This is a genomic window from Streptomyces sp. NBC_00287 (genome assembly GCF_036173105.1).
Lineage (GTDB): Bacteria > Actinomycetota > Actinomycetes > Streptomycetales > Streptomycetaceae > Streptomyces.
Genome location: NZ_CP108053.1, coordinates 9286147 through 9309643 on the forward strand (window position 1 = coordinate 9286147; position 23497 = coordinate 9309643).

20 protein-coding genes and 4 pseudogenes are annotated in these 23497 nt (G+C 69.6%); 12 read left to right on the forward strand and 12 right to left on the reverse strand.

Annotated elements, in window-relative coordinates; translation table 11 throughout:
* Positions 1–113: 113 nt before the first annotated feature.
* Together OHT76_RS42280 and OHT76_RS42285 are read left to right on the forward strand one after the other, a co-directional pair.
* The gene (locus OHT76_RS42280) at positions 114–845 is read left to right on the forward strand and encodes an IclR family transcriptional regulator (RefSeq protein WP_328876189.1); all 732 of its coding nucleotides are present in this window, start codon (positions 114–116) and stop codon (positions 843–845) included.
* A 48-nt stretch (positions 846–893) separates the two neighbouring features.
* Positions 894–1223, forward strand: a complete 330-nt coding sequence (locus OHT76_RS42285) for a putative quinol monooxygenase (protein WP_328876190.1) — start codon at positions 894–896, stop codon at positions 1221–1223.
* 54 nt (positions 1224–1277) lie between these two features.
* On the opposite strand, the gene OHT76_RS42290 is transcribed toward OHT76_RS42285, so the two are convergent.
* Both OHT76_RS42290 and OHT76_RS42295 read right to left on the reverse strand, forming a co-directional pair.
* Complete coding sequence (locus OHT76_RS42290) at positions 1278–1877, reverse strand: 2'-5' RNA ligase family protein (protein ID WP_328876191.1); 600 nt, start codon at positions 1875–1877, stop codon at positions 1278–1280.
* A 398-nt stretch (positions 1878–2275) separates the two neighbouring features.
* Positions 2276–2732: pseudogene (locus tag OHT76_RS42295) on the reverse strand (transposase family protein); the annotation flags it as partial.
* A gap of 126 nt (positions 2733–2858) precedes the next feature.
* Between OHT76_RS42295 and OHT76_RS42300 the strand changes: the two are divergent.
* Positions 2859–4084: pseudogene (locus tag OHT76_RS42300) on the forward strand (IS256 family transposase); the annotation flags it as partial.
* A gap of 91 nt (positions 4085–4175) precedes the next feature.
* Positions 4176–5156 carry a threonine ammonia-lyase gene (locus tag OHT76_RS42305; RefSeq protein ID WP_328876192.1) on the forward strand — a complete coding sequence of 327 codons (981 nt, stop codon included), beginning with the start codon at positions 4176–4178 and terminating at the stop codon, positions 5154–5156.
* A gap of 236 nt (positions 5157–5392) precedes the next feature.
* On the opposite strand, the gene OHT76_RS42310 is transcribed toward OHT76_RS42305, so the two are convergent.
* The 3 genes from OHT76_RS42310 to OHT76_RS42320 all read right to left on the reverse strand — a co-directional run bounded on the left by OHT76_RS42310 (position 5393) and on the right by OHT76_RS42320 (position 9091).
* The gene (locus tag OHT76_RS42310; RefSeq protein WP_328876193.1) at positions 5393–6103 is read right to left on the reverse strand and encodes an AAA family ATPase; all 711 of its coding nucleotides are present in this window, start codon (positions 6101–6103) and stop codon (positions 5393–5395) included.
* Between the two features lie 315 nt (positions 6104–6418).
* Positions 6419–8008 carry a hypothetical protein gene (locus tag OHT76_RS42315; RefSeq protein ID WP_328876194.1) on the reverse strand — a complete coding sequence of 530 codons (1590 nt, stop codon included), beginning with the start codon at positions 8006–8008 and terminating at the stop codon, positions 6419–6421.
* A gap of 489 nt (positions 8009–8497) precedes the next feature.
* Positions 8498–9091 (reverse strand): TetR/AcrR family transcriptional regulator, encoded by a 594-nt coding sequence (locus OHT76_RS42320; protein ID WP_328876195.1) that lies wholly within the window; start codon positions 9089–9091, stop codon positions 8498–8500.
* Between the two features lie 58 nt (positions 9092–9149).
* Here OHT76_RS42320 and OHT76_RS42325 point away from each other — a divergent pair, with 58 nt between their 5' ends.
* Both OHT76_RS42325 and OHT76_RS42330 read left to right on the forward strand, forming a co-directional pair.
* Entirely contained in the window at positions 9150–10100 is a 951-nt protein-coding gene (locus OHT76_RS42325; RefSeq protein WP_328876196.1) for a patatin-like phospholipase family protein, read from the forward strand.
* Entirely contained in the window at positions 10097–11557 is a 1461-nt protein-coding gene (locus tag OHT76_RS42330) for a flavin-containing monooxygenase (protein WP_328876197.1), read from the forward strand. The genes OHT76_RS42325 and OHT76_RS42330 overlap by 4 nt, the downstream gene beginning before the upstream one ends.
* Before the next feature lie 267 nt (positions 11558–11824).
* Here the strand turns inward: OHT76_RS42330 and OHT76_RS42335 are convergent, their stop codons facing one another.
* From OHT76_RS42335 to OHT76_RS42345, 3 genes are all read right to left on the reverse strand, one after another.
* Positions 11825–11962 carry a hypothetical protein gene (locus OHT76_RS42335; RefSeq protein WP_443049897.1) on the reverse strand — a complete coding sequence of 46 codons (138 nt, stop codon included), beginning with the start codon at positions 11960–11962 and terminating at the stop codon, positions 11825–11827.
* A gap of 537 nt (positions 11963–12499) precedes the next feature.
* Positions 12500–13951, reverse strand: coding sequence for an amidase (locus OHT76_RS42340; protein ID WP_328876198.1), 1452 nt, complete (start codon positions 13949–13951; stop codon positions 12500–12502).
* Between the two features lie 277 nt (positions 13952–14228).
* Entirely contained in the window at positions 14229–14855 is a 627-nt protein-coding gene (locus OHT76_RS42345) for a hypothetical protein (protein ID WP_328876199.1), read from the reverse strand.
* Between the two features lie 394 nt (positions 14856–15249).
* Between OHT76_RS42345 and OHT76_RS42350 the strand changes: the two genes are divergently transcribed.
* Positions 15250–15903, forward strand: coding sequence for a class I SAM-dependent methyltransferase (locus tag OHT76_RS42350; protein WP_328876200.1), 654 nt, complete (start codon positions 15250–15252; stop codon positions 15901–15903).
* Positions 15904–15950: 47 nt separating this feature from the next.
* On the opposite strand, the gene OHT76_RS42355 is transcribed toward OHT76_RS42350, so the two are convergent.
* Complete coding sequence (locus tag OHT76_RS42355) at positions 15951–16751, reverse strand: transposase (RefSeq protein ID WP_328876750.1); 801 nt, start codon at positions 16749–16751, stop codon at positions 15951–15953.
* A gap of 62 nt (positions 16752–16813) precedes the next feature.
* On the opposite strand from OHT76_RS42355, the pseudogene OHT76_RS42360 reads away from it, so the two are divergent.
* A pseudogene (locus OHT76_RS42360) lies at positions 16814–16957 on the forward strand (IS630 family transposase); the annotation flags it as partial.
* A gap of 36 nt (positions 16958–16993) precedes the next feature.
* Here the strand turns inward: OHT76_RS42360 and OHT76_RS42365 are convergent.
* A complete protein-coding gene (locus tag OHT76_RS42365; protein WP_328876201.1) occupies positions 16994–18442 on the reverse strand; it encodes an MFS transporter in 1449 nt (482 codons plus the stop codon).
* A 175-nt stretch (positions 18443–18617) separates the two neighbouring features.
* Between OHT76_RS42365 and OHT76_RS42370 the strand changes: the two genes are divergently transcribed.
* Entirely contained in the window at positions 18618–19634 is a 1017-nt protein-coding gene (locus OHT76_RS42370) for a sigma-70 family RNA polymerase sigma factor (RefSeq protein ID WP_328876751.1), read from the forward strand.
* Positions 19635–19695: 61 nt separating this feature from the next.
* Here OHT76_RS42370 and OHT76_RS42375 read toward each other — a convergent pair whose 3' ends face one another.
* Both OHT76_RS42375 and OHT76_RS42380 read right to left on the reverse strand, forming a co-directional pair.
* A complete protein-coding gene (locus tag OHT76_RS42375) occupies positions 19696–20022 on the reverse strand; it encodes a GYD domain-containing protein (protein ID WP_328876752.1) in 327 nt (108 codons plus the stop codon).
* 497 nt (positions 20023–20519) lie between these two features.
* Entirely contained in the window at positions 20520–20798 is a 279-nt protein-coding gene (locus OHT76_RS42380) for a hypothetical protein (protein ID WP_328876202.1), read from the reverse strand.
* Positions 20799–21003: 205 nt separating this feature from the next.
* Here OHT76_RS42380 and OHT76_RS42385 point away from each other — a divergent pair, with 205 nt between their 5' ends.
* The 3 genes and pseudogenes from OHT76_RS42385 to OHT76_RS42395 form a co-directional block, all read left to right on the forward strand.
* Positions 21004–21426 carry an FCD domain-containing protein gene (locus OHT76_RS42385; RefSeq protein ID WP_443049953.1) on the forward strand — a complete coding sequence of 141 codons (423 nt, stop codon included), beginning with the start codon at positions 21004–21006 and terminating at the stop codon, positions 21424–21426.
* Positions 21427–21797: 371 nt separating this feature from the next.
* Positions 21798–23153, forward strand: coding sequence for a cation:dicarboxylate symporter family transporter (locus OHT76_RS42390; RefSeq protein WP_328876203.1), 1356 nt, complete (start codon positions 21798–21800; stop codon positions 23151–23153).
* Positions 23153–23467 (forward strand): annotated as a pseudogene (locus OHT76_RS42395) (glycerate kinase); the annotation flags it as partial. The gene OHT76_RS42390 and the pseudogene OHT76_RS42395, both read left to right, overlap by 1 nt.
* Positions 23468–23497 lie beyond the last annotated feature (30 nt).

A 23497-nucleotide genomic window follows, 5' to 3' on the forward strand; every position in this document is an offset into this window, starting at 1 on the left:
GACGCTCACTGGCAGAGCCGGAGGCCGACAACGGACCTCCGGCTCCGCCCACCGCTCGTGGCGTAACCTCGGTTGTCCACCCACCGTCGACCGCCCCGAGAGGTACGCCTGTCATGACCGGCCCCCACTCCGTGGACCGTGCCCTGGCCCTGCTGGACGCGGTGGCGGATGCCGCGGGGCCGGTGAGCGCGAAGGCGCTGGCGCGACAGGTGGGCTGCTCGCTGTCGACGGTGTACCACCTGCTGGGGCCGCTGACGGAACGCGGTCACCTGGTGCGAGGACCGCGCGGATACGCGCTCGGCCCCCGCGTACCCGCCCTGCACCGCTCCTTCCAGCGCCAGCTGGGCGTGCACAGCGCGGTCGGCACCCTGCTGTCGCAGGTGCGGCGGGCCGCCGGTGCGGAGACGTACTTCACCGCGTACAGCGACGGACGTATCACCGTCGTCGACACCACGGCGCCGCCCGCGGACGCCGGGCATCCCTTCCCACCCGGCCCCGAGACCCGGGCCCACGCCACCGCACACGGCAAGGTGCTGCTGGCGCAGCTGCCGCGGGCGGCACGCCGCCGCTATCTGACCGACCACGGGATGGCCCGGTTCACGGCGCGCACGATCACGGACGCGGAGCGCTTCGAGGCGGAGCTGACGGGCGTACGCCACCGCGGCGTGGCCGTCTCCGTCGGCGAGGCCGACCCGGACTACACCTGCGTTGCGGTGCCGTTGCCCGGCACCCCCGGCCGGGCACTGTCCGTCTCCCTGCCGCGCGCCGGGTTCCTGCGCCGCCGCGACGAGGTGACGGGTGTCCTCACCCTCGCCGCGACCGCGTTTCCGACGGTGCCGGAATGACGCCCGCCCCGTCTGGCCGGGGTCGGCCGTACGTCCCAGGGTGGAGGCATGATCTTCATCGCCGTACGATTCACCGTCCGGCCTGATTCCGCTGACACATGGCTGTCGCTGGTCGGGCCCTTCACCGAAGCCACCCGCGCCGAGCCGGGCAACCTCTTCTTCGACTGGTCGCGCAGTGTCGACGACCCGAACAGGTTCACTCTGCTGGAGGCTTTCACGGACGAGGCCGCGGGTGCCGCCCACGTCGGGTCCGAGCACTTCAGGGCCGGGTTGGCCGCGATGGCCGGTGCCGTCGCCGAGACCCCCGAGATCATCAACGTGAACGTGCCCGACCAACACGGATGGGGCCTGATGACCGAGTTGTCGCCACAGGGCTGAGGCCCCGGCCCCGGGTTTGGCCCCCGCGTGCCGGGAGTCTGCCCCACTGCCGGGTCAGTCGCCCTGCGGCCGGCGGACCTCGCCTGTGCCGAGTGTGATCACGGCCCGGGGCCGCATCGGCTCGTTGCCGCGCCGGGAAAGCAGTACCACCTCCGCGACCGCCGCGGACAGCGTGCCGAGCCGGACGGCGCACTCGGCGGCCAGGCGCTTCGGGGTCTGGGTGCGGCCGAGGGACAGATGCGGGGTGAAGCGGCCCTCGCGCCCGTGGCAGAGCGGGAACGGCAGCGCCAGCTTCCGGTGGAGCCGGGCCCACGGTGCCGGGTCTGCCGCGGCCGGGTCGAGCCACACTGTCGCGTAGTGCCGGTGCCGGAAGTACCGCACACCGGCCAGGCGCGCCGTGAAGGCGGTGCACTCCGCTGCCGCGGCGCAGAGCAGCGGCTCGGCCCGGGCGAACTCCTCCTCCGGCACGAAGCCGAACAGCAGATTCACATGCGGCGGCCATCGGCGTACCTGCGGATCGTGTTCCCAGCGAATGTCCTGAATCACCGGCCACAGCTCCCGCGGCGGCAGCCACGCGACGGCCGTCCGGGCCGTCGGCGCCACGCTGAGCGCCTCCACCGGCTCGGCCCGACCGAAAGGCGGGATCTCATCCACAGGGCCATGGTCCCAAAAGGGCTGGCCGTCGACCGCGGATGAGTGTGTTCTGGTGTGCATGAGTGAGCGTCTCGGTCGCGGAACTCGTGAACCTCGAGGGGGCACGGGTGTTCGTCTGTCGAGTGCGTGACCTTGGTGGGTGGCGGTGGTTGGGTGTGATGGAAGGATCTTCGGTTCACGGGCGGGGGGTGACGGGGTGGGCGGGGTGCGGGAAGTGGCACCGCCGTTCGTGGTGCCCGGCCCGGCGGGGATTGCGGTCCGTGAGAAGCCCGGCTCCGGCAGCAGTTACTGCCGGTTGAAGACGGACTAGAAGGACGGGCACAGCGTCACTGAACCTCTTTCATCCTGCGTATTCGCAGGTGAGGAGGGTGTGGACTGTTGCGACCACTCTGCCGATGCGGGTTCGCGGTGGCTGGCGTAGGGGGTGCGGATGGTGGCGCCGGCGCCTTGGTAGGCGTGATCATCCAGGATGAGGATCTGGCGGGCGAGACAGGCCTGGGCGATGCCGTGGACGCGGGCTGCGGTCAGGTCATGGGTGCGTCCCGGCGTTGCCCGCGAAAACCACAGGGGTGTGCCGTCCGGACGCGTGATGACCTGGACGAGCATGCTGTGCTTCTGGTGTTTTGCGAGGAGTACGGCTCATGGGCCGCGATCCGGTCGGTGGGGATGAGCGTCCCGTCGATGATGACGTAGTCGCCCTCTCCCAGATCGGCGAGGGCTTCGTGCAGGCCCGGTGCCCACGCGGCCAGCACTTCCACGGTCTGCCGAGGCAGCGCCAGGCTGTCGCTTCCGATACTCCGAACCGGCGGTCACCTGGGCGTGGATCTCGTTCTTCCGCAGGTGGGCCAGAGCAATGCTCATGACTTGTGGATCGGCCTCGGGTTGGACGCGAAGGGCGTACCTTCCCGAGTGATCGACTTCTGGTCATCGAGTAGGCCGACGTTGCACCGTCGGTCGGGAAGGCACGCCCGTGCTCAGGTAGTGAATGCCGACAGTTCCACCGAGACCGGCTCTCTGATCGACGACATTGTCCGCGAGGGCGCGAGGCGGATGCTGGCAGCCGCCCTGGAGGCCGAAGTCAACGCCTGCATAGATGAGTTGGCCGAACAGCGTGACGAGGCGGGTCGGCGGCTGGCTGTCCGCAACGGCTACCACCGCGAACGCGCGGTGACCACCGCCGCCCGGCCCGGTCGAGGTCAAGGCGCCGCGGGCCAACGACCGACGGGTCGACGAGGCGACCGGCGAACGCAAGCGATTCTCCTCGAAGATCCTGCCGCCGTGGTGCCGCAAGTCGCCGAAGGTCTCCGAGGTGCTGCCGCTGCTCTACCTGCACGGCCTGTCGTCCGGGGACTTCGTGCCGGCGCTGGAGCAGTTCCTGGGCAGCTCGGCCGGACTGTCGTCGGCCACCGTGACGAGGCTGACCAAGCAGTGGCAGGACGACCATGTCGCCTTCCAGGAGCGCGACCTGTCGCAGACCGACTACGTGTACGTGTGGGCGGACGGCGTGCACCCCAAGGTCCGCCTGAGCCCGGCCCGCTCCTGTGTCCTGGTGCTGATGGGCGTACGCACCGACGGCTCCAAGGAGCTGATCGCGCTGGCGGAGGGGCTACGAGAGTCGACCGAGTCATGGGCCGACCTGCTGCGCGACTGCCGTCGGCGCGGCATGCGCGATCCGGCGCTGGTGGTCGGGGACGGCGCGATGGGCCTGTGGAAGGCCCTCGCGGAGGTGTTTCCCGATGCCCGGCATCAAAGGTGCTGGGTGCACAAAACCCGGAATGTCGCGAACGCCCTGCCGAAGTCCGCACAGCCGGGCGCAAAGAAGGCCCTGCAGGAGATCTACAAGGCCGAGGACCGCACCCACGCCGAGAAGGCCGTCAAGGCGTTCGAGAAGGCGTACGGCGCGAAATGGCCGAAGGCCGTGAAGAAGATCACCGACGAGGCCGACGAACTGCTGGCGTTCTACGACCTCCCCGCCGAGCACTGGATCCACCTGCGGACCACAAATCCCATCGAGTCGACGTTCTCCACGGTGAAACTCCGGACCAAGGTCACCAGGGGGCGCGGGCAGCCCGGCCGCCGCCCTGGCGATGGTGTTCAAGCTTGTCGAGTCCGCCCAGGCGCGCTGGCGTGCGGTCACCGCACCCCACCTCGTCGCCCTCGTCCGGGCCGGCGCCCGCTTCGAGAACGGTCACCTCGTCGAACGCCCCGAAAACCCGCCGCAGCGTGACACCTCAACCGACCTACAACTCCTGACAGTTGCTCATGGAACCAGCGCCGGTGGCGCTACGCTGCTGTGTCGTGCAGGAGACGCGTCTCGACACTGCTCGGATCCGGGCGGCTCGCCGGGTAATCGACCCGGTCTTTCTCGACACTCCGCTGTACCGCTGCGAGGCGCTGGAGTCCGGCCTCGGGTGCACGGTGAGCATCAAGCTCGAAACGGCGAACCCGGTCCGCAGCTTCAAGGCCCGCGGCACCGAGGTCGTCGCGAGCCTGCTGGCCGACAATGCCTCGCGAGCCGTGGTGTGCGCGAGTGCGGGCAACCTTGGCCAAGCCCTCGCGTGGTCCGGTCGCGGCCGGGGGCTCGACGTCACCGTCGTGGCATCCCGCTTTGCGACTCGGGCCAAGCTTGATCGCATCCGCGCGTTGGACGCCGGGTTGGAGCTGGTGGACGGCGACCACGAGATGGCTCGCGAGCGGGCGGCGGCCATCGCACGGTACGACGGCATCCGGCTGGTCGAAGACAGCCTGGACATCGAGACCTGCGAGGGCGCGGCGACCATCGGTCTGGAACTGGTAGACACCGCGCCGTCGTTCGACACCGTCCTGATCGCTCTTGGCGGCGGGGCGCTGGCCACCGGCGTGGGTCATGTGGTGAAGGCATTGGCACCCGAAGTCGAGGTGATCTGCGTCCAGCCGCTGGGCGCACCGGCGCTGACACACTCGTGGCGCCAACGACGTGTCGTCACCACCGACTCGACCAACACCATCGCTGACGGCGTCGCCGGCCGGCGTCCCATCCCGGCCGTCCTGGACGACCTCCTCCTGGTCGCTGACGACGCCGTCCTGGTCCAGGAGGCGTCGATCACCGCCGGTATGCGGATGCTCCTCGACCACGCCGGCCTCGTCGTCGAACCTTCCGCCGCGCTCGGCATCGCGGCGATCCTCGAAGACCGTGACCGCTTCGCCGGCCGACACGTCGTCACCATTGTGTGCGGCAGCAACGTCGACGTAGACACCTACCACCAATGGGTCGGCGCGGCTCCCACCCACAGGTCTTGACAATTGCTCGGTGGGCCAGCACCAGCAGGGCTTGCTTGAAGCACCCCAACTTCCGCCAACGTGTGCGAAGTTCCGGCCGTTGGTGTCCTGAGTGAGATCACCACACCAACGACGAGGGGCTTCGCCATGGTGATCGTGGCGCGGAGCCCGGTGCAGGTCTTCGGGGCGGGCAAGGGCTCCGGTCGGGTCCGCCCTGACCGGTGCATTGCTCAGGTGGCAGTTGAGGGAGACCGCCCCTACGGTTCGACGATGTGCCGCAGATAGGCGTGCGGGTCGGCGAGATAGCGGCGCCAGTGATCCACGACGCCGAGCTCCCGCCAGGCGACCCTCCGTATGCCGTGTTCGCCGACCTCGACGATATCCGCGCCCGGCAGCGCAGTCAGCAAGGGTGAGTGCGTGGCACAGATGACCTGGCCGCCCTCCTTGGCCAACCGGTCGATGTGCCCGATCAGTTCGAGGCACGAGGAGAAGGAGAGCGCCGCCTCCGGCTCGTCGAGAACATAGAGCCCGGCGTGTAGGAACTTACCGCGGAATGCCGCGAGAAAGCCCTCGCCATGGCTGACCGAGTCCGGCGAGAATCCCTCCCTGCCCAGGGCGTCCAGCGCGGTCTCGGCCCGCAGGAAGAAGCCTTTGCGGGCCGACCAGCTGCTGACCATACGGCGCCCGCGCGAGGCCGCGTCGAACCTCATCCGCTCGCCGAGCGCCGACTTGCCACGCGGGGAGGCGTAGCGCCAGTCGTGGGAGCCGCCATAGGAGTCCAGACCGAACCCCTCCGCCAGTGCCTCGACCAGGGTCGACTTCCCCGAGCCGTTCTCACCGACCAGAAACGTCACCGGCGCGGTGAAGCGCAACCCTTCGTTGAGCAACTGCCGGACGCAGGGCACGGACCAGGGCCAGGCGTCCTCGTCATACGAGGAGAGGTGGGCATACGCGCGTTCGACAATCACTCGACCAGTGTCGCGCAGGACTCAGACGTCGTACGTGCCCCCAGGTCGTCGGGACCAGCACCTCTTGCTCGTTGCTGCCGTGCGTCCGGTCGCTCGCGCAGCCGTTCCCATGCGTGCCGAGGCAGCTCCTCAACGTCCCCGAGCGGAACTCTGGCCTCCGAGTCGGCGAAACTCGCCACCTGTAGTGCTCAGTCACAGCTGGCCAGGTTGAGGGTGAGGACAGGGAAATGGAACCTGGAGGACCAGGCGGAGGAGCTGACCTTGGGTGTCGCGGCTCGTGTGCGCGCGGAGGGGCACTGACTTCTACCGACCCGGTCAGTCCCGGACCGAGCAGTCCAGGATCCGCCCGTCCACCGTCCCCACGACCAGCCGCTGTTGGTCCGCCCGGTATGCGGCGGACATCGGCGTGACCGGGTGGCCGTGCGCGCGCAGGGTGTGCCGGGCTCGCACCTGACCCGTCGCCGTGTCCAGGATCTCCACCTCGCCGGTGAGATACACGACGTACAACCTCCGCTCGTCGCCGTCGAGATCGGCGAGCGGCTTGTCGGTGCCGTACACCCAGCGCGCCTCGCCGTCCGGCAGCCGGCGGCTCACGACGTACGTCCCCTCGCGGGCTTCCCCGTACGTGGCGCCCCGTTCGTAGGACCGGCCCGCGTGGACGAGGGTGTCCGTCAGCTCGACGGCGGGTCCGTACCAGGGCTGGAGTGCGGACGCCGGATCCCAGCGCAAGGGGAAGAGGGCACGCGAGGTCGCGGGGCCGTGGGCGGCCGGAGGATCGATCACGTGGATCCATGGCGCGTCGTCGTCCGGGCCCGGGCCGTCCACGTACAGCAGGCGGGCGCTGTGTCTGACGCGCAGCGCGGGGGAGTTGGAGCGGCGGGGGGCGAGGTCCAGGCGTGCCGCCTCCTGGTGCGTGGGGGCGAACAGCGGCGTGGCGTGGGCGTCGCGCCCATGCGGGCGCAGGGCGAGCCAACCTTCGTCCGCGGCGCACAGTGCGGGGGCCGACGGCAGGTCCACGCAGTCCAGCGCCCTGCCGTCCGCCGTCGACATCCGCCGAACTGTGGCCGCGCGGTCAACCGTTCGGCCCGTCATCTCGTCGCGCCGGTAGCCCTGGTACGTCACCCACGCCGACTTGTCGTCAGGGGCCGCCTCGACCCGTACGCTTCCCTCCCCGTCCGCGGGAAGGGACCACGCAGGCGCGCCCGACGGATCCCAGCACTCGAGGTCCGTGTGGGGCCCGGTGGCAAGCACCCGGCCGTCCGCCAGCACCGCCAGGTCCCGCACTTCCGCCCGCCGTTGCCACCGGCCGTCCGTCAGCCGCGCGAGGGTGTCGTTCACATGGGGGTCGTACAGGAGCCCGCTCTCGACCATCGGATGGCGTGTGTCGTCGGGGTCGACGAGACCGGCCGGTGCGGACAGCCAGTCGTCCACCGCGACGGCCAGCTCGAAGCCCTTGCCGAAGCCGCCGTCCTTGTCCTCGGGTGAGAGCAGCATTGCGAGCCTGCCGTCCTCAAGCCAGCGCAGGTGGCGCACTTGGCGGCTCTTGCTCAGCAGGTTCGTCACGCGCCCGGTCTCCAGGTGCAGCAGGAGCAGCTGTCCCTGGAAGTCCCACGTGCCGTCGTAGCGGCCGGTGCCGATCGCGACGAGCGGCAACTCGGGATGGGGCTCGATGGCGCACACGGGGTAGGGGGAGGCGACGACGTGGCGCGGACGGAGGGGGCCGGCCTCGTACACGCCGAACCGGTGGCCGAGCCAGTGGCCCGTACCGCGCCACATGACGTGCCCGAGGTCGCCGGCCGCGATGACGCAGCCGTGACGCTGGTCGGTCACCGCCCACATGGGCCGGCCGATCTCGGCGAACGGCTGATCCCCGAGTATCCGACGCACAGTCAGCTCATCCGGCATGACAGTCTCCCCCCAGGTCGCGCACAGTCTGCCAGGCCCGGCCCGGGATCAGGTCCGAGTCGCGGCACACCCGGCAGTACGGCGCGACACCTGCGGGCCGGGATGCTGCCGCCGGTGCAGTGCCGACCCTTGCGGCCTGTCCAGGCAGTGCGTCTCGTGGACCAGGCCGTGAGCATGGCCTCTCCTCCCGGTCTCAGACCGCCGCGCTCTTGAACGCCGAACTTTCCTGCCGCCGACCGCGCTCCCCGCCTCGCGCGGCCGTAACCGACTGCTCACGCGCGAGTGCTCCACCGCGGCCCACCCGCTGTGCAGCGAGCCCCACTGTGGCGCGCCAAGGGCTGTCCACAGGGGGTACGGGTCGGCGACGACGGTTCGGTGAGCTGTGCAACGCCCCAGCGCTCTCTCGGCAACGCGGTTTCGCGCCGCTCGCCTGCGTTCCGCCCCTTCCAGTCGGCTGCCCGCCCCGTCAGCGCAGCAGCATGGGCGCCCTCAGGGGCGCCCGCTCATGACGCTGCGCAGCAGGTCGACGATGGGCTGCACCGGGACGGTCGGGTCGAAGGCGCGCTGGACGCCGAGCCCGATGCCGAGGCTGAGGAGGGTCAGGGCGGCGGTGTCGGCGGGCAGGGCAGGTGTGATGCCGAGTTCGTCCGCCTGCACCCGGATCAGGTCCGCGAGCGCGTCTGTGACGGTGCGCCGACGTTGGGCGAGCTGCTCGCACACCTGCTTGTCGTGGCGGTTGGCGGTGGCGAACTCGACTTCCAGCGAGGTCCACGAGCTGTCGCCGATGGTCTCGTCGGCCCAGCGGGCGAATCCCGCGATCCGGTCCTCGAAGCGGGGCGCGGTGCCCATCGCGGCGGCCAGCTGTGTCACCTGTTGTGTGGCGATGCGGTCGAGCACGGCCAGGCACAGCTCGTTCTTGGTGGCGAAGTTGGAGTACACCGCCCCCTTCGAGTAGCCCGCTGCCTCGGCGACACGCTCCATTGACGTGGCTGTGAAGCCGTCGCCCAGGAAGAGCGTGTACGCGGTGTCGAGGACGTGTTCGCGGGTGCGGGCCTGGCTTTCGGCCCGGGTCAGTCTTGCCACCCCCGGAGGATACCGCTAGCTTTCGGATTCCCTTGGAATCCAAATACCAGGAGAATCCATGACGGGGTCTCAACGACGCGGGCTGGTCGTCGGATGTGGCGGCACCCTCGGCTTCGCATGGGCGGTTGCGGCGCTGGCCGCGGTCGAGGAGCAGCTCGGCTGGGATACCCGCACGGCAGAGGTGCTGGTGGGGACGTCGGCGGGGGCGGAGATCGTGTCCGCGCTCGGGTCCGGCCGCTCGGTCTGCGACCTGCTCGCGGCACTGCAGGGCCGGTCCGACGCGGACCCGCTGCTCCTGCGGCACGTGCGCGCGCACCCGGGCGCCCTGCCACCGGTTCCGTGGCCAGGACTGCCGGGCGCCGGGCTGATGGCGGCGGCAGCCCGCGGTCGTGTCCCGCTCGGGTCGGGGCTGCTCGGCCTCCTGCCGCGCGGCCGGGGGGATGCGGCGTGGCTGCGGGGCTACGGCGCCGCGCTGGCCAACGGTCATACGTGGCTCGCCTCGTCACGCACGTGGCTGGTGGCGACGGAGACGCGCTCGGGTAGACGGGCCGCGTTCGGTTCGCCCGACGCCCCGGTCGCCGACATCGGCAGCGCGATGGCCGCGTCGTGGGCGATCCCGGGCTGGTTTCCTCCCGTACGCATCGACGGGCGCGCCTACCTCGACGGCGGGATGGTGTCGCCGACATCGGCCGACCTCGTGGCCCCGCTCGGCCTGGACGAGGTGGTGATCGTCGCCCCGATGACGACGTCCGGGGGCGCCCCCGCCACCGGGCTGAGCCGCCTCGAACGCGTCGTCAGGCGCTGGATGACCCGGACCCTCGACGCGGAAGAACACCTGCTTCGGGCAGCGGGGACCCGCGTCGTCCGGATCGAGCCCGGCGCCGAGGAACTGGCCGTCATGGGCTTCAACCTGATGGACATCGCCCGCCGCCCGGCCACCCTCGAGGTCTCCCTGCGTACCGCGCCCGACCGTGTCACGCGAGCCATCGAACGGAGCACCACGGCATGAGCGCCCATTTCGAGGTCATCGTCATCGGTGCCGGCATCTCCGGGGTCGGCGCGGGGGTCCGGTTGCGCGAGGCCCGGATCCGGGACTTTCTGATCATCGAGGCCGCCGACGACTTCGGCGGCACCTGGCGGGCCAACACCTATCCGGGCTGCCAGTGCGATGTGCCGTCCCGGCTCTACAGCTACTCGTTCGCGCCGAACCCGGACTGGACGAGGGTGTACGCGCATCAGCCGGAGATCCTCGCCTACGTGAAAGGGGTCGCCGACCGGCACCGGCTGCGCGAGCACACCCGGTTCGGTGTGCGCATGACCGAGGCGCACTGGCAGCCCGACGTGGCACGGTGGCGGATCAGCACCAGTGCCGGCGAGTTCACCGCACGGTTCCTGATCGCCGGCGCCGGGCCGTGGAACGAGCCTCTCCTCCCCGATATCCCGGGCCTTGCGGAGTTTCCCGGCGAGGTGTTCCACTCCGCGCGCTGGAACCACGACTACGACCTGCGCGGCAAGCGGGTCGCGGTGCTCGGCACCGGGGCATCCGCCGTGCAGTTCGTCCCGGCCGTCGCCCCCCAGGTCGACCGGCTCCACCTGTTCCAGCGCACTGCCCAGTGGGTGCTGCCCAAGCCGGACCATCGCATACCGAAGGCCGAGCGGTGGGTGATGCGGCACGTGCCCGGAGCCCGGACCACGCTGGCCGCGGTGGAGTACCGGGCCATGGAGATGCTGGGCCGCGGGTTCCGCAGGCCCTCGCTGCTGCGCGGCGTACAGGCCCTGGCACGCGCACACCTGCGCGCCACCGTCCGGAACCGTGAACTGCGCCGCAAGCTGACCCCCCATTACACCATCGGCTGCAAGCGCATCCTGTTCTCCAACCACTACTACCCGGCCCTGACCCGCCCGAATGTGGACGTGCACGCCTGCGCCGTCCGCACGATCGACGGCAGCACCGTGCTCGGCGCCGACGGCAGCAGCGCCGAGGTGGACGCGATCATTCTCGGGACGGGCTTTCACATCCTCGACATGCCCCTGTCGAGGATCATCCACGACGGGGCCGGACGTTCCCTCGCCGACCACTGGCAGGGCTCACCCGAGGCGTACCTCGGCACCGTCACCGCCGGGTTCCCCAACGCGTTTCTGCTTCTCGGTCCCGGCCTGGGTACCGGACACAGCTCCGCGTTCACCATCCTCGAAGCCCAGCTCGATCTCGCCTTCGGCGCGATCCGCTCAACACGCGCCCAGGGGTGGGCTTCGGTCGAGGTACGCCGCGACGTGCAGACCGCCTACAACACCGAACTGCAGGCCGCCCTCGCGGGCACCGTCTACAACACCGGCGGATGCCGGAGCTACTACCTGGACTCCAACGGCCGCAACAGCTTCAGCTGGCCCTGGTCCACCGACCGGCTCCGCACACAGGTGGCACGCTTCGACCCCCGCGACTACACCGTCATCCACCGTTCCTGACTTGTTCCATTGATCCCAGACGCGCGGTTCGCGGCCGTAGCGTCGAGGGTGCCGGACAGCACGGGCTCGACCTGTTCCTTCCCGCCCCCGGGCTGGCTCTTCTTTAGCGTGCCGCCGCCGTCCGGTACCCGCGCGGTGTGGCTCGACAGAGGCATGAACATCTGGTGACGCTGATCGGGGCACCGACGGGGTTGCCGCTCAAGGTAGTAGGCGGCCAGGTGGTCGGCGTTGGTGTCCACGCCGATGAGGCCGTGGGACGCGGGCCGCCTACAGCGGGATCGTCCGCACGGCAGGGCGCTGCCAGGACGCGGTGAGATACCAGCGGCCGCGGCCGGCATCGCCGGAGATACGGTGGGCGACGGCCCGGTTCGCCACCACGCGGTCGGCCCACCTCGCCCTCTTCACCGGCGCGTTCCCGCACGACGGAACATCGGTCACCGACTCCGTTCGGGATGCCCTCGCCCGCTCCGACGGCCCTCTCCAGAAACTGTGCGACGCTGCCGCCTACACGCTCCCCGGCGACAGCCACCACGAGGGCGCGGCCATCCTCCTCGCACGAGCGGGCACCGTCCCCGCAGGACAGTTCGCTGACCTACTTGGCTCACGATCCGACAGCCCCCGCGGTAGCCCACGCGTCCACCCGCGGCCGCCTCACGAAGTGGGACCTCGACGACGAAACGGTCTTCGCGGCCGAGCTGATAAGTCCGCGACAGCAGCTCTGCCGCACCTAGGTGCTGCTGGTGTGCAGATGCCTCGGAGACTGTGAAGCAGAACCTGAGATCCCACAGCTGGTTGGAGGGTCTTGCGATCGGCCTCCTGTGGCGGCGCTGTGACCTGCGCCTTCCGCGCTGTCTCAGGCCGCTTCATCGGTGGGCCGTATCAACCCCGCCGCACTTCCCCGTGGTTCGCCAGGCCGCACGACGGACACCCAGGCTGTACGCCCTACTTCGGCGCCTCGAAGCCGCCGATCTCGTGCTCGAGCAGTTCGGCCAGCCGAAGTGGGGTGCGGTCCTCGAACAACGGGCCGATGAGCTGCACTCCCACCGGCAGACCCTCGGGGGACCGGCCTGCGGGTATGGCGGTGGCGGGTAGGCCGGGCATGGTGGCCACACCGGCCCAGACCAGCTGGTCGAAGTACGGGTACTCGACGCCGTCGATGTCGATCCGGCGTTCTCTTGGATCGGGGTTGTGATCGTGCGGGAACGCGGGAGTAGGCGTGATGGGACACACCACGGCGTCGAACTCCGCGAAGAGCTGCCGCCAGCCATGGCGGTGGAGCTCGCGACGGTTGTTCGCCTCGATCCAGTCACGGTGGCTGAACGCCATGCCGCGTAGCCGCGCCGCATCGAGACTCTGGTCGTCTGCTCTCAGCCCGGCGGCGCGCGTCCGCAACTGCTCGTACGCTTCGACGCGGAAACGCGCAAGGGAGCTCGAAAACAGCAACTGTGTGTAGAGCGTCGCGGCTTCGGTCAGATCGGGCAGCAGCGGACTGTGCCGTTCGACGCGGGCGCCGCCGTCGACAAGGGCGTCGGCCACCCGGTTCACGCCCGCCCGCACAGCGGACCCGGTCGGAATGAGCGGATGCTCGTCGACGACCAAGATCCGGAAGTCGCCGAGCCGCTCGTGCCGCGCGGGCGGCAGCGTCAAGTCGTGCGCCACACCGAGCGTCAGCGGGTCCGGTCCGGCCATGACATCGAGCAGGAGCGTCAGGTCGCGGGCACTGCGCGCCATCGGACCGACGACGGCGAGGTCGAGGTCGACCGGCAATGGCGGTGCCGGCGGCGCGACCATGCCGCGGGTTGCCGCCAGTCCGAGTGTCGGCTTGTGCGCATAGATGCCGCAGAAATGCGCGGGGGTGCGCAGCGAACCGGCGAGGTCGGAGCCGATGGACAGCGCGCAGAACCCGGACGCCAGGGCCGCCGCTGATCCGCCGGAGGACCCGCCCGGCGTGCGATCGTGATCCCACGGATTGTTCGTGGTGCCGTAGATCTCGTTGAAGCTCTGGATATCTTGCAGCCCCAAGGGCACATTGGTCTTGCCGAGCACCACCGCGCCCGCGGCCTTGAGCCGCGACACCTGTACCGCGTCCTCGGCCGGCACATAGGCCCGGTGTTGCGGCAGGCCCCAAGTCGTGGGCATGCCAGCGATGTTGTAGGACTCTTTGACCGTTACCGGAATGCCGAGCAGCGGCCTGTCCTCACCGTCGGCGCGCGCTTGGTCGGCGCGGCGCGCGGCGGCCCGTGCACGGTCGAAGTCCGGCACACAGATAGCGTTGATCGCCTTGTCGTCCCGCTCGATACGGGCGATCGCCTCGTCAGTCAGTTCTGCCGAGGTCACTTCACCGGCACGCAAGGCAGCCGTGATTTTCTCGGCCGTCGGAAAAATCTGCTCCATGAATCGGACCGTATCGACCCCTGGACGAGGGCAGAAAATGCTGCTTCACACAACCAGTTGGATGTCCCATCCACCACCCGCGCTCTGGGGAGGCTCCCCGGCCGCGGCCGGCCAGTTCCCGCGAGTGCCTTGACACCTTCGCTGCCCGCAGGGGCCCACCGGGCGTTGCGGTCGCGAGGGGAGTCCGCTGGTTGTAGGGATGTCCCGTAAAGATCCAGCTGACTGCCTCGAGCCTGAGGGTGGCCAATGAATCCGAGGTAGTGCGCCAGCACGAGCCCTACGGGTTCGGGGGCAGGTCCAGGGCGCGGCCGAGGGCGGCGGTGGCAGGGGCGGCGTATTCACGCAGGTGCAGGGTGGCCCAGGCGGCGGCTAGTTGGAGGAAGTCGATCAGGTCGCGCTCTGCGTCGGCAAGTAGGCGACGCAGGTCGGTGACGGGTAGCTCGATCACTGGGCTGTTGTCATGCTCGGCGTCGAGGGTCAATCGGACGATTTTGCCGTCTCGTTCAGCGAGCGGAGAGGGGTCGTGACCGAAGGACGCCCAGCCGTTGCCGTCGATGACCTCAAGCCAGTCGCGCCTCTCATCCAGCCCGTTGCAGCAGCCCGGCAGCAGCGTGATGTCCCTTGCGGTGTCGGTGACCCGCAGGCCGCCCGAGGCGAAGAGGTCGTTCATGGTGAGCAGTCCGTGCAGGAAGCCCCCGAGTGGGTCGGCGGGCCGTGGCGGGCGACCATCGTCCTCAGGATCGATGTTGTTGCAGTCGGCAATGCGCATCACGGCTGTGCCGACCTCGGCAGGATCGAGTGCGCCGCTCAGCGGCAGGAAGCCGTACGGCGCGGACTCTGCGACAGGCCACAGGGTGAAGCCGTCAGAGGCGTAGATCTCCAGGACGGGCTGCAGAACGATCACCCAGGAAGTCTGCGGCACGCCTGCTCGCGCCGCACTGCGATTTCCGCGCGACGTTCTGCTGTCTCGCAGCTGTACGCCATGGCCACGGCGTACGTGGCCCAAGGCGCTGCCTGAGGGCCGGGGCCGCCGCTCTCGTCGATCGGAGCCCTCGGCGTAGCGGGCGCCCTGATCGCCGCGGTGAGGGCGCAAGCCCCCGGACCCCAGTCCGGCACGTGCTCTCCGCGCCCGCGGGGATGGTCTCTGGTACCCCCGCGCCTGCCGCCACTGCATATCTAGTGCTCTGACCGGAAACGATCACCGGAGTGGTGTGACTGCGGGGTGTCGGCAGCGGTGGATGTCGCGCAACTCAAGGTCGTGACGCGGCCTGTCAGTTCTCGGGTCTAGGGTCGCCCGCATGGCTGAGCCCTCCTTTCTGACCGCCGTCCGCGACTCGTACGACACGGTCGCCGCCGATTACGTCGAACGCGTCCCGCCTCCTGCCGAGATGGACCCGCTGTCACGCGCGATGCTGGCCGGGTTCGCCGAGTTCGTGCGGACGGCTGGTCTGGGGCCGGTCGCGGACCTGGGATGCGGCCCCGGCCGCGTGACGGCGCACCTGGCCGGGCTGGGGGTGTCCGCCTTCGGCGTCGATCTGTCGCCGAAGATGATCGGGCTGGCCCGACACGCCTATCCGCACCTGCGGTTCACCGCGGGCTCGATGACCGCGCTGGAGATGAGGGACGACGAACTCGGCGGCATCCTGGCCTGGTACTCCACCCACCACACGCCCCCGCAGTGGCTGCCGGATGTGTTCGCCGAGTTCCACCGCACGCTCGCGCCCGGCGGCTACCTGCTCTGGGGAGACTATGTCGGCGATGAACGGCTGCAGCCGACCCACGGCTATGGCCATCCGGTGTCCTACGAGTCGTACCTCCTGCCCCTGAACCGCATGGTCGACCTGCTGGAGCAAGCCGGACTCGTCGTCACCGCGAGACTGGAACAGGAGCCCGGCGGACGCGTGAACAGACCGCACGCCTGCCTGCTGGCCCGCAAGCCCGAAAAGCCCTGACGGGCCTTGGACCTGCGGCGAGGCCGCTCGTGTCAGATCGCCGACAGTCACGGCGCGGCGCTCAGGCCGCGGGGTTGAGAGGGCGGCCGCCCCAGCGGATGCCCTTTCTCGCTGCGGAGAGGGGCGCGTTCCCGGCGCTGGGCGGCCAGGACGCCTTGATGGCGTGCTTTCTGGTTGCGCCAGTGCAGGTGGAGGTGCAGCGCCCGGGTTTGGACGGTGTGGTTGGGATGGCTGGAGTCTGCGAGGGTGGACCGCCGCAGCGGCCCGAAGTGCGCCTCGATCGGGTTGGCCCAGGACGCGTTGGTTGGCGTGAAGCAGAGCTCGACTTTGTTCCTGGCCGCCCATCGGCGGATCCTGCTGCCTTTGTGGGAGGAGAAGCTGTCGAGGATGACGTAGATCTGGGCGCCGTCCGGGTGGACGGCCCGGATGCTCTTGAGCGCGGCGAGGCTGTGATCGGCGCCCTTGCGATTGCCGGTTGACACCCCGGAGCGTGTCGTCGCCGACGGAGTAGCAGCCGTGGAAGTAGCGCACTCCGTGGGTGCGGTGGAAGGTGGCCGGGGGCCGGCCGGGCTGCCCTGCCTGGCCGAACAGGTCCCGGCGGTCGGGGGTATGCCGAGTGGGCCGAACTCGTCGAAGGCGAAGGTGCGGTCGGGGCGCTCGTTGAGGGCGCACTCGATCCGGTCCGGCTTGGCGTCCTTGTCCGGGTCGGTGGACTCCTTCCACGCCTTGGTCCGTTGAAAGGTGATCTGGGGTGGGATGTGCAGGCACCGCAGGGTCTCCCTGCCGATGCATATGCACCGTCCCGGGGCCCTGCGTAGGTAGGCGGGGCGATATTGCGCACCGACCAGCGCGTGAACGGCAGGCCGAGCAGGCTGGGGCGGGGACCTTCACCTCTGACAGGGGACTGCTGAGACTGCTCCATACGCGACTGCGCTGGCGCAACGCCAACACCCGCCACCGCGACGTCCTGGCTGCCGAACGCCGCGAACGCGCCCGCATCCACCGCGAGAAAGGCATCCGATGGGGCGGGCGCCCCTTCAAAACCGCGGCCTGACCGCACCCGGGGAACCGAACTTATGCCTTCACAGCACTAGCCACGAGATGCCTCCGCCCGGTCGCCCTCGGTCGGTGCCCCCATCGGCGCGGGCCGAGCCGGCCGCGTCGGTGTCGGCAGGATCACGCCCGCCAGCACACCGCCGAGTGCGAGTGCGGCGGCTACCCCCATGGCCGGCCCGAATCCGTCGCTGAACGCCGAAGCGGAGGCATAACTGCCCCGCGCGCCGAACACGGCGGCCGCGATCGCGACGCCGAACGCGCCGCCGAGCTGACGCATCGTGCTGTAGGCGCCGGACGCCTTGCCGATGTCGGCTGGTGCGCTGGTGCTCACCACCGCCTTGGTGACAGCGGGAATCGCCAGCGCGAAGCCGATGCCCGCGAGGCTCATCGGCACCACCTGCGCCGCGTAGGAAAGGCGAGGCGCGGCGATCAGTGCGATCCACGCCATTCCGGCGGTCTGCAGGACGAGACCGGCGACGACCAGCGAGCGTTCGCCCAGCCGGTCGGCAAGCGCTCCGGCGCGCGGCGCGAGCAGGACCACCGCGATGCCCCACGGCAGCATGCGCAGACCGGCGCCCAGCGGGCCCTGTCCGAGGGCGATCTGCTGGTACTGGGTCAGGAAGAACACCGCGCCGGTCATGGATGCGTTGAGCAGGAAGATCACCGCGTTGCCGACGGAGAAGGCGCGGGAGCCGAACAACCGCAGCGGCAGCATCGGCGTACGGGTCCGTGACTGCCAACCGAGGAACACCGCGACCAGCACCGCGCCCGCGCTGAGCGTGCCGGTCACCTCGGGGCTGCCCCATCCGGCGGAGTCCGCCCGGACCAGGCCCCACACGAGTCCGAACGCGGCCAGCGTGAACAGCGCGAGGCCGGGCAGGTCCACCGTGGCGCCCCGGCCGAAGCCCTCGTCGATCCTGGTGAGCACGAACGGAATCGCGGCCAGGCCGACCGGCACGTTCAGCCAGAAGATCCACTGCCAGGCGAGCCCCTCCGTGATCACACCGCCCAGTACCGGGCCGAGCAGCACGGCGAGGCCGCTGACGCTGCCGTAGATCCCCAGCGCCCACCCGCGTCGCTCCGGCGGGAACGCCGCGTTCAGCAGGCCCAGGGCGAGCGGCATGATGATTGCCGCACCGACGCCCTGCGCGGCGCGTGCCGCGATCAGGGCACCGGCACCGGGTGCCAGCGCACACACGGCCGACGCGACGGCGAACAGGGCCAGCCCCGCGACGAACAACCGTCGGCGGCCGAAGCGGTCGCCGAGGGACGCGGCGGTCATCAGTAGGGCCGCGAAGCTGAGGGCGTAGGCGTTGACCGTCCACTCCAGGTCCTCGATCGACGCATGCAGGTCGCGCTGGATCGCGGTCAGCGCCGTGGCCACCACCAGCAGGTCGAGCACGACCACGAAGGACCCCACCGACGCCAGGGCGAGCGCCCAGCGCTGCGCCGCCGTCACTGTGCCGGATTTTTCACTGCTCACTGATGGTCCCGCCGCTGTGTTGTGTGTTGCCGGTGGTGGAGACACGAGGTGGCACGGAAACTGGGCGGCGCCCCCTCGCGTGTTGGGCGGCGATATCTCCGGGCTGAGCAGCGACCACTTTCGGACGCGGCTGGTGTCAGTACTGGCGTCGGACCGAAGCGTGGGAGGCGACGTGATGCAGGACGAGGAGACCCTGGAGCGGGCGCGAGCCGGCGACGGGCAGGCGTTTCGCAAGCTCACCGAGCCCTACCGGCGCGAGTTGCAGGTGCACTGCTACCGCATCCTCGGCTCGGTTCAGGACGCCGAGGACCTGCTGCAGGAGACCCTCCTGGCGGCCTGGCGCGGGCTCGAGGGGTTCGAGGGCCGCTCGTCGCTGCGTTCCTGGCTCTACCGGATCGCGACCAACCGCTGCCTGAACGCGCTGCGGGACAGCACCCGCCGGTCGCGTGAGCAACCGGCGTACCGTCTGGAGATCCCGTTGCCCGAACCCACCCGTCGCAGCGATCCCAGCTGGCTAGAGCCCTACCCGGACGTCCTACTCGACGAGTTGCCGGATCATGCACCCGGACCTGAGGCGCGTTACGAGACCAAGGAGTCGGTCTCCCTGGCGTTCCTCGTCGCCCTGCAGCAGCTACCGCCCCGGCAGCGGGCCGTGCTGGTGCTGCGGGACGTGCTCGGCTTTCGCGCTGCCGAGGTCGCCGGGATGCTGGACACCACCGTGGACTCGGTCACCAGCGCGCTGAAGCGGGCCCGCGCGACACTCGCGACCCGGCTGCCCGAGGGTGACCGCGACGACACGGCGCCGCCGTACTCGCCGCGTGAACGCAAACTCGTCGACGACTTCGCCCGGGCTTTCGAGCGCGCGGACGTCGACGCGATCCTCGCCCTGCTCACCGACGACGTATGGCTGACCATGCCGCCGCTGCCGTTCGAATACCAGGGCCTCGGCGCCGTCGGCCACTTCCTGTCGACGATCGCCATGCGGGACGACCGCCGGTTCCGGCTGGTGCCCACACACGCCAACGGCCAGCCCGCGTTCGGCTGCTACCTGCTCGATCCGCGGACCCCGATCGCCCACGCCCACGGACTGCTCGTCCTCACGGTGTCCGGCAATGGGATCTCGTCCCTCACCCGCTTCGTCGACAACAGCCTGCTACCGGGCTTCGGCCTGCCTCGGACGCTGGGCGGATAGTGCCGCCGGCCTTGAGCGGAGGGGGCCTGTCTGAACCCAGCTGTGACAGTGATTTGGACTGCTACGTGCCGGGAGCGCGGTACTGGACTTGCTCGGCTTTGCGCAGGGCATCGATTGTTTCATCGACGGTCAGGAGAACAGTCGTCTCAAACGAGCTGAGCGCGCCGCCGCCACTGATCGCCAGCGCAACTGCGGCCATGGACGTGTTGTCGGGGGCCTCCCACAGGTTGTAGCCGTCGTGCGTGCCGAAGGCATACCAGAAGCCATGGAGCTTGCCGCCGACGGACTCGATATACGACTGCGCGGCCTTTGCGCGGTCCTCGGGGTGGTCGATCAGCCTCGCCCAAGTCTCCGGCGTGTAGCTGAACCTCGATAGATAGAGCGGCATCATGTCTCCCTTTCGTTCCATCAAGGGATGCCCGGCGGGGCGGGAAACGCGCCGGAGGTGGCGCGCGTATCCCCCGAACGGCGGGAGACGACCGGCATGGTCACTGCCGGCGGGTGAGCGACGCACCAGGCGGAGCCATGTTCAAGAGCTGGGGGAGCGCGTGAAGGGCGTAGTCTCCCGCGGGATCTGGGTGGGATCTGCCAGATGGAGCACGACGAAGGCCCTGACACCGGTGAACCGGACAGAGGCCCGCGTCAGCCCAAGTGGGCGGCTGCGGGTGGATACGAGACTCGCACTTGTGAGGGGTTGCCCATGACGTTTGCCAACTGAAGTGGTGGGCTCTGGGGCCTCGGACAGGGCCGTTCACGTGCGCTCATCGACGGCCGGTCGTGGGCCCGGCTACCGCCTTCGGTCTCGTCTGAACGGCCGTGCACGGCGCTGAATGAGAGGGAACCTGAGACGGGCGTTGGCGTCCAACCGGCACAGATGTCGTCGGGCTAGAGGCCGCGAAGTGCCTCGTAGAGGTCGCCGTAGGCGCTCCAGCAGATGACGCTGCCATCGTCGTTGAGACTGCCCATGTACCAGTCGTCATCGTTGACGGCTTTCACCAGGCAGAGCCCGTGGAATCCCAAGACGATTTCGGGGCGAAGCCGCTCGGATTGTGCCGGCCAGCCTGTCACGACTCGATCGGTGTCGAGAGGTGTGGCCTCACGGTCGCCGGAAACCCTACGGATCTCCTCTTGGGTCCAACCTGCCGGGAGTTGTCTGCCTGCCATCCAGAGATTATGACAGTCACCGCACGCGCCGAGTGCAAGTGTGGCTCAGCGTGGACGCCGTGCACCGTGTCCCCGTTGACGGTGTCCACGCTGCGCCCCTGTCCTGGGCGGAGTTGGCAGAGTTGAGTCGGGCAAGACCAAGTCGGCCACAGTCGCCACCCCCGGTGCCGATGACGCCAAGGCGGTCTTCGAGGTCCGCCGCTGTCTGGAGCGGGAGACCGTCCACCTCGCCGCCGCCACCTGGGACCGCAGCGCATCCGCGGCCTTCACGAGGCATGTGGGCGCCGAACGGGACGCCACCGACCAGCAGAACCACCGGCTCTGCGGCCGGCTTGCGGCGGAGTTCCATATCAAGCTCGGCGAGCACTGCGGCAATCCGCTGATGGAGCGCTATCTGTCCGAGGTGGTGTGGCGCTGCGCGCTGATCCTGGTGGTGCACGGCCACCCGCACGACCAGAGCGAGTCAGTCGCCGAGTACCAGGAGCTGATCGCCCTGCTCGACGCGGGGGAGGCGGACGCTGCGGAGCAGCTGGTCCTCCGCCACATCGGCGCCGTCGAGTCCCGCGCTCTGGCCCGCACCCCCGAAGTCGCACCGCCCGACCTCGCGGCGATCCTGAGCCGCTACTGACCGGCGGCACGCACAGGACCCCCATCACGGCCGCCCCGGCCGATCGGACATCACCGCACATCCAACCGTCTCGAATACCAACAAGGCGAACCTGTGCGGTCACAGCACCAAGACGGCAGATCGCACTCAGGGCATCCGAGACGGAGCCGCAGAATGTGAGCCGGGCTGCACCGCAGATGGCACTCTCCACGCTCACAAGGCCTCCTATTCCTCCACACGGTGGAGCCTGCGGCCTGTGCCGGTATTGATAGGCCTGGCCTATGCGGGGCATCGATTTTTGGTCGTGGACCCCTGATGTGTGGCCCGATTCACTGTGGCCCAAGCTGGCGCGTGCCGATCGGGCTCGGTGTCGCGCGATCAGGGAGGCTGCAATGACGCAAACCCCGGACAACGAGCGAGCCGCACAGGCCACGCGCATCGCGGCGAAACCGTGGTACCGGCAGTTGTACGTCCAGGTTCTGGTGGCGATCGTGATCGGCATCGTGCTGGGCTGGCGGTGGCCGGAGCTCGCCACCGCCATGGAGCCGCTCGGCACGACGTTCGTCACCGCGATGAAGATGCTGATCGGCCCGATCGTGTTCCTGACCATCATCGGCGGCATAGCGGGCGTCGCGGACCTGAAGAAGGTCGGGCTCACCGGGATCAAGGCGCTGGCATATTTCCAGGTCGGCACGATCGTCGCCATGGCGGCGGGCCTGGTGGCGATCAACATCTTCCGGCTCGGCGACGGCGTGCACGCCGACGCGTCGACCCTGGATACCTCCGGCGACGCGGGCGAGTACATCGAGAAGGGCGAGCACCAGCAGTGGTGGGAGTTCCTCACCCACATCGTGCCGGACAGCTTCTTCGGCCCGTTCGTCGAGGGCGACATCCTCCAGGTGATCTTCCTGGCGGTGATCTTCGGCATCGCGCTGAAAGCGGTGGGGAAGACGGGCGAGCCGGTCATCGCGGGTGTGCACCGGATGACCGAGGTCGTCTTCAAGGTGCTGTCGTACGTCATGAAGGTCGCGCCGCTGGGCGCCTTCGGTGCGATGGCGTACGCGATCGGTAAGTTCGGCCTGTCCACACTGAGCAGCCTGGGTTCGCTGATCCTGCTCTTCTACGTCACCTCGATCCTGTTCGTCGTGGTGGTGCTCGGCGGTGTGCTGGGCGCCTACGTGAAGCTGAACATCTTCCAGCTCTTCCGCTACTTCAAGGAGGAGTACCTGCTGGTCCTGGGCACGTCCACCGCCGAGCCCGCGCTGCCCGGACTGATGCGCAAGCTCCAGCACATGGGAGTGGAGAGGTCCACGGTCGGCCTGGTCGTGCCGACCGGCTACAGCTTCAACCTCGACGGCGCGGCGATCTACCTCTCCCTCGCGACGCTGTACATCGCCCAGGCCACCGACACCCCGTTGTCCGTCACCCAGCAACTCGGGCTGCTCGCCGTCATGTTGCTGACCTCCAAGGGCGCCGCGGGCATCATGCTCGTCTTCGGCATCGACAAGTTCATGTCCGAGTGCCGGGCCATGGTGAACTTCTCCGGCAACGCCGTCGCCACCCTCTTCATCGCCCGATGGGAAAACACCCTGGACCTGGCGCGGGCACGCGAGGTGCTGGCGGGCAGGGCGGTGGAACCTCCGGTGACCACCGAGACAGAAGCGGAGCCGGAAGAGGAGAGGCAAGCGGAGCCGGAACCGGCGAAGAGCCGACCGGCCGTGGCGCCCAGCGCCGAGGTGGCGTCCTGATGGTGTCCGTCCTGGTCGCCCCGGACAAGTTCAAGGGCTCCCTCAGCGCCGACGAGGCCGCCCGCGCCCTGGAGCACGGCCTGTTGGAAGGTGCCCCGCACGCACAGGTCCGACGGCTCGCGCTGGCGGACGGTGGCGAGGGCAGCGTGGCCGCCGCCTGCGCGGGCCGGTTCCGCCCCGAGAAGATCACGGTGACCGGGCCGACCGGGCAGTCCGTCACGGCCCCGGTCGCGGTGCACGGCCGTACCGTCCTCATCGAGGCAGCGGCCGTCTGCGGACTCGGCGTTCTGCCGGGCAGCCGCAAGGCACCACTCACGGCCACCAGCCGAGGCATCGGCCAGGCC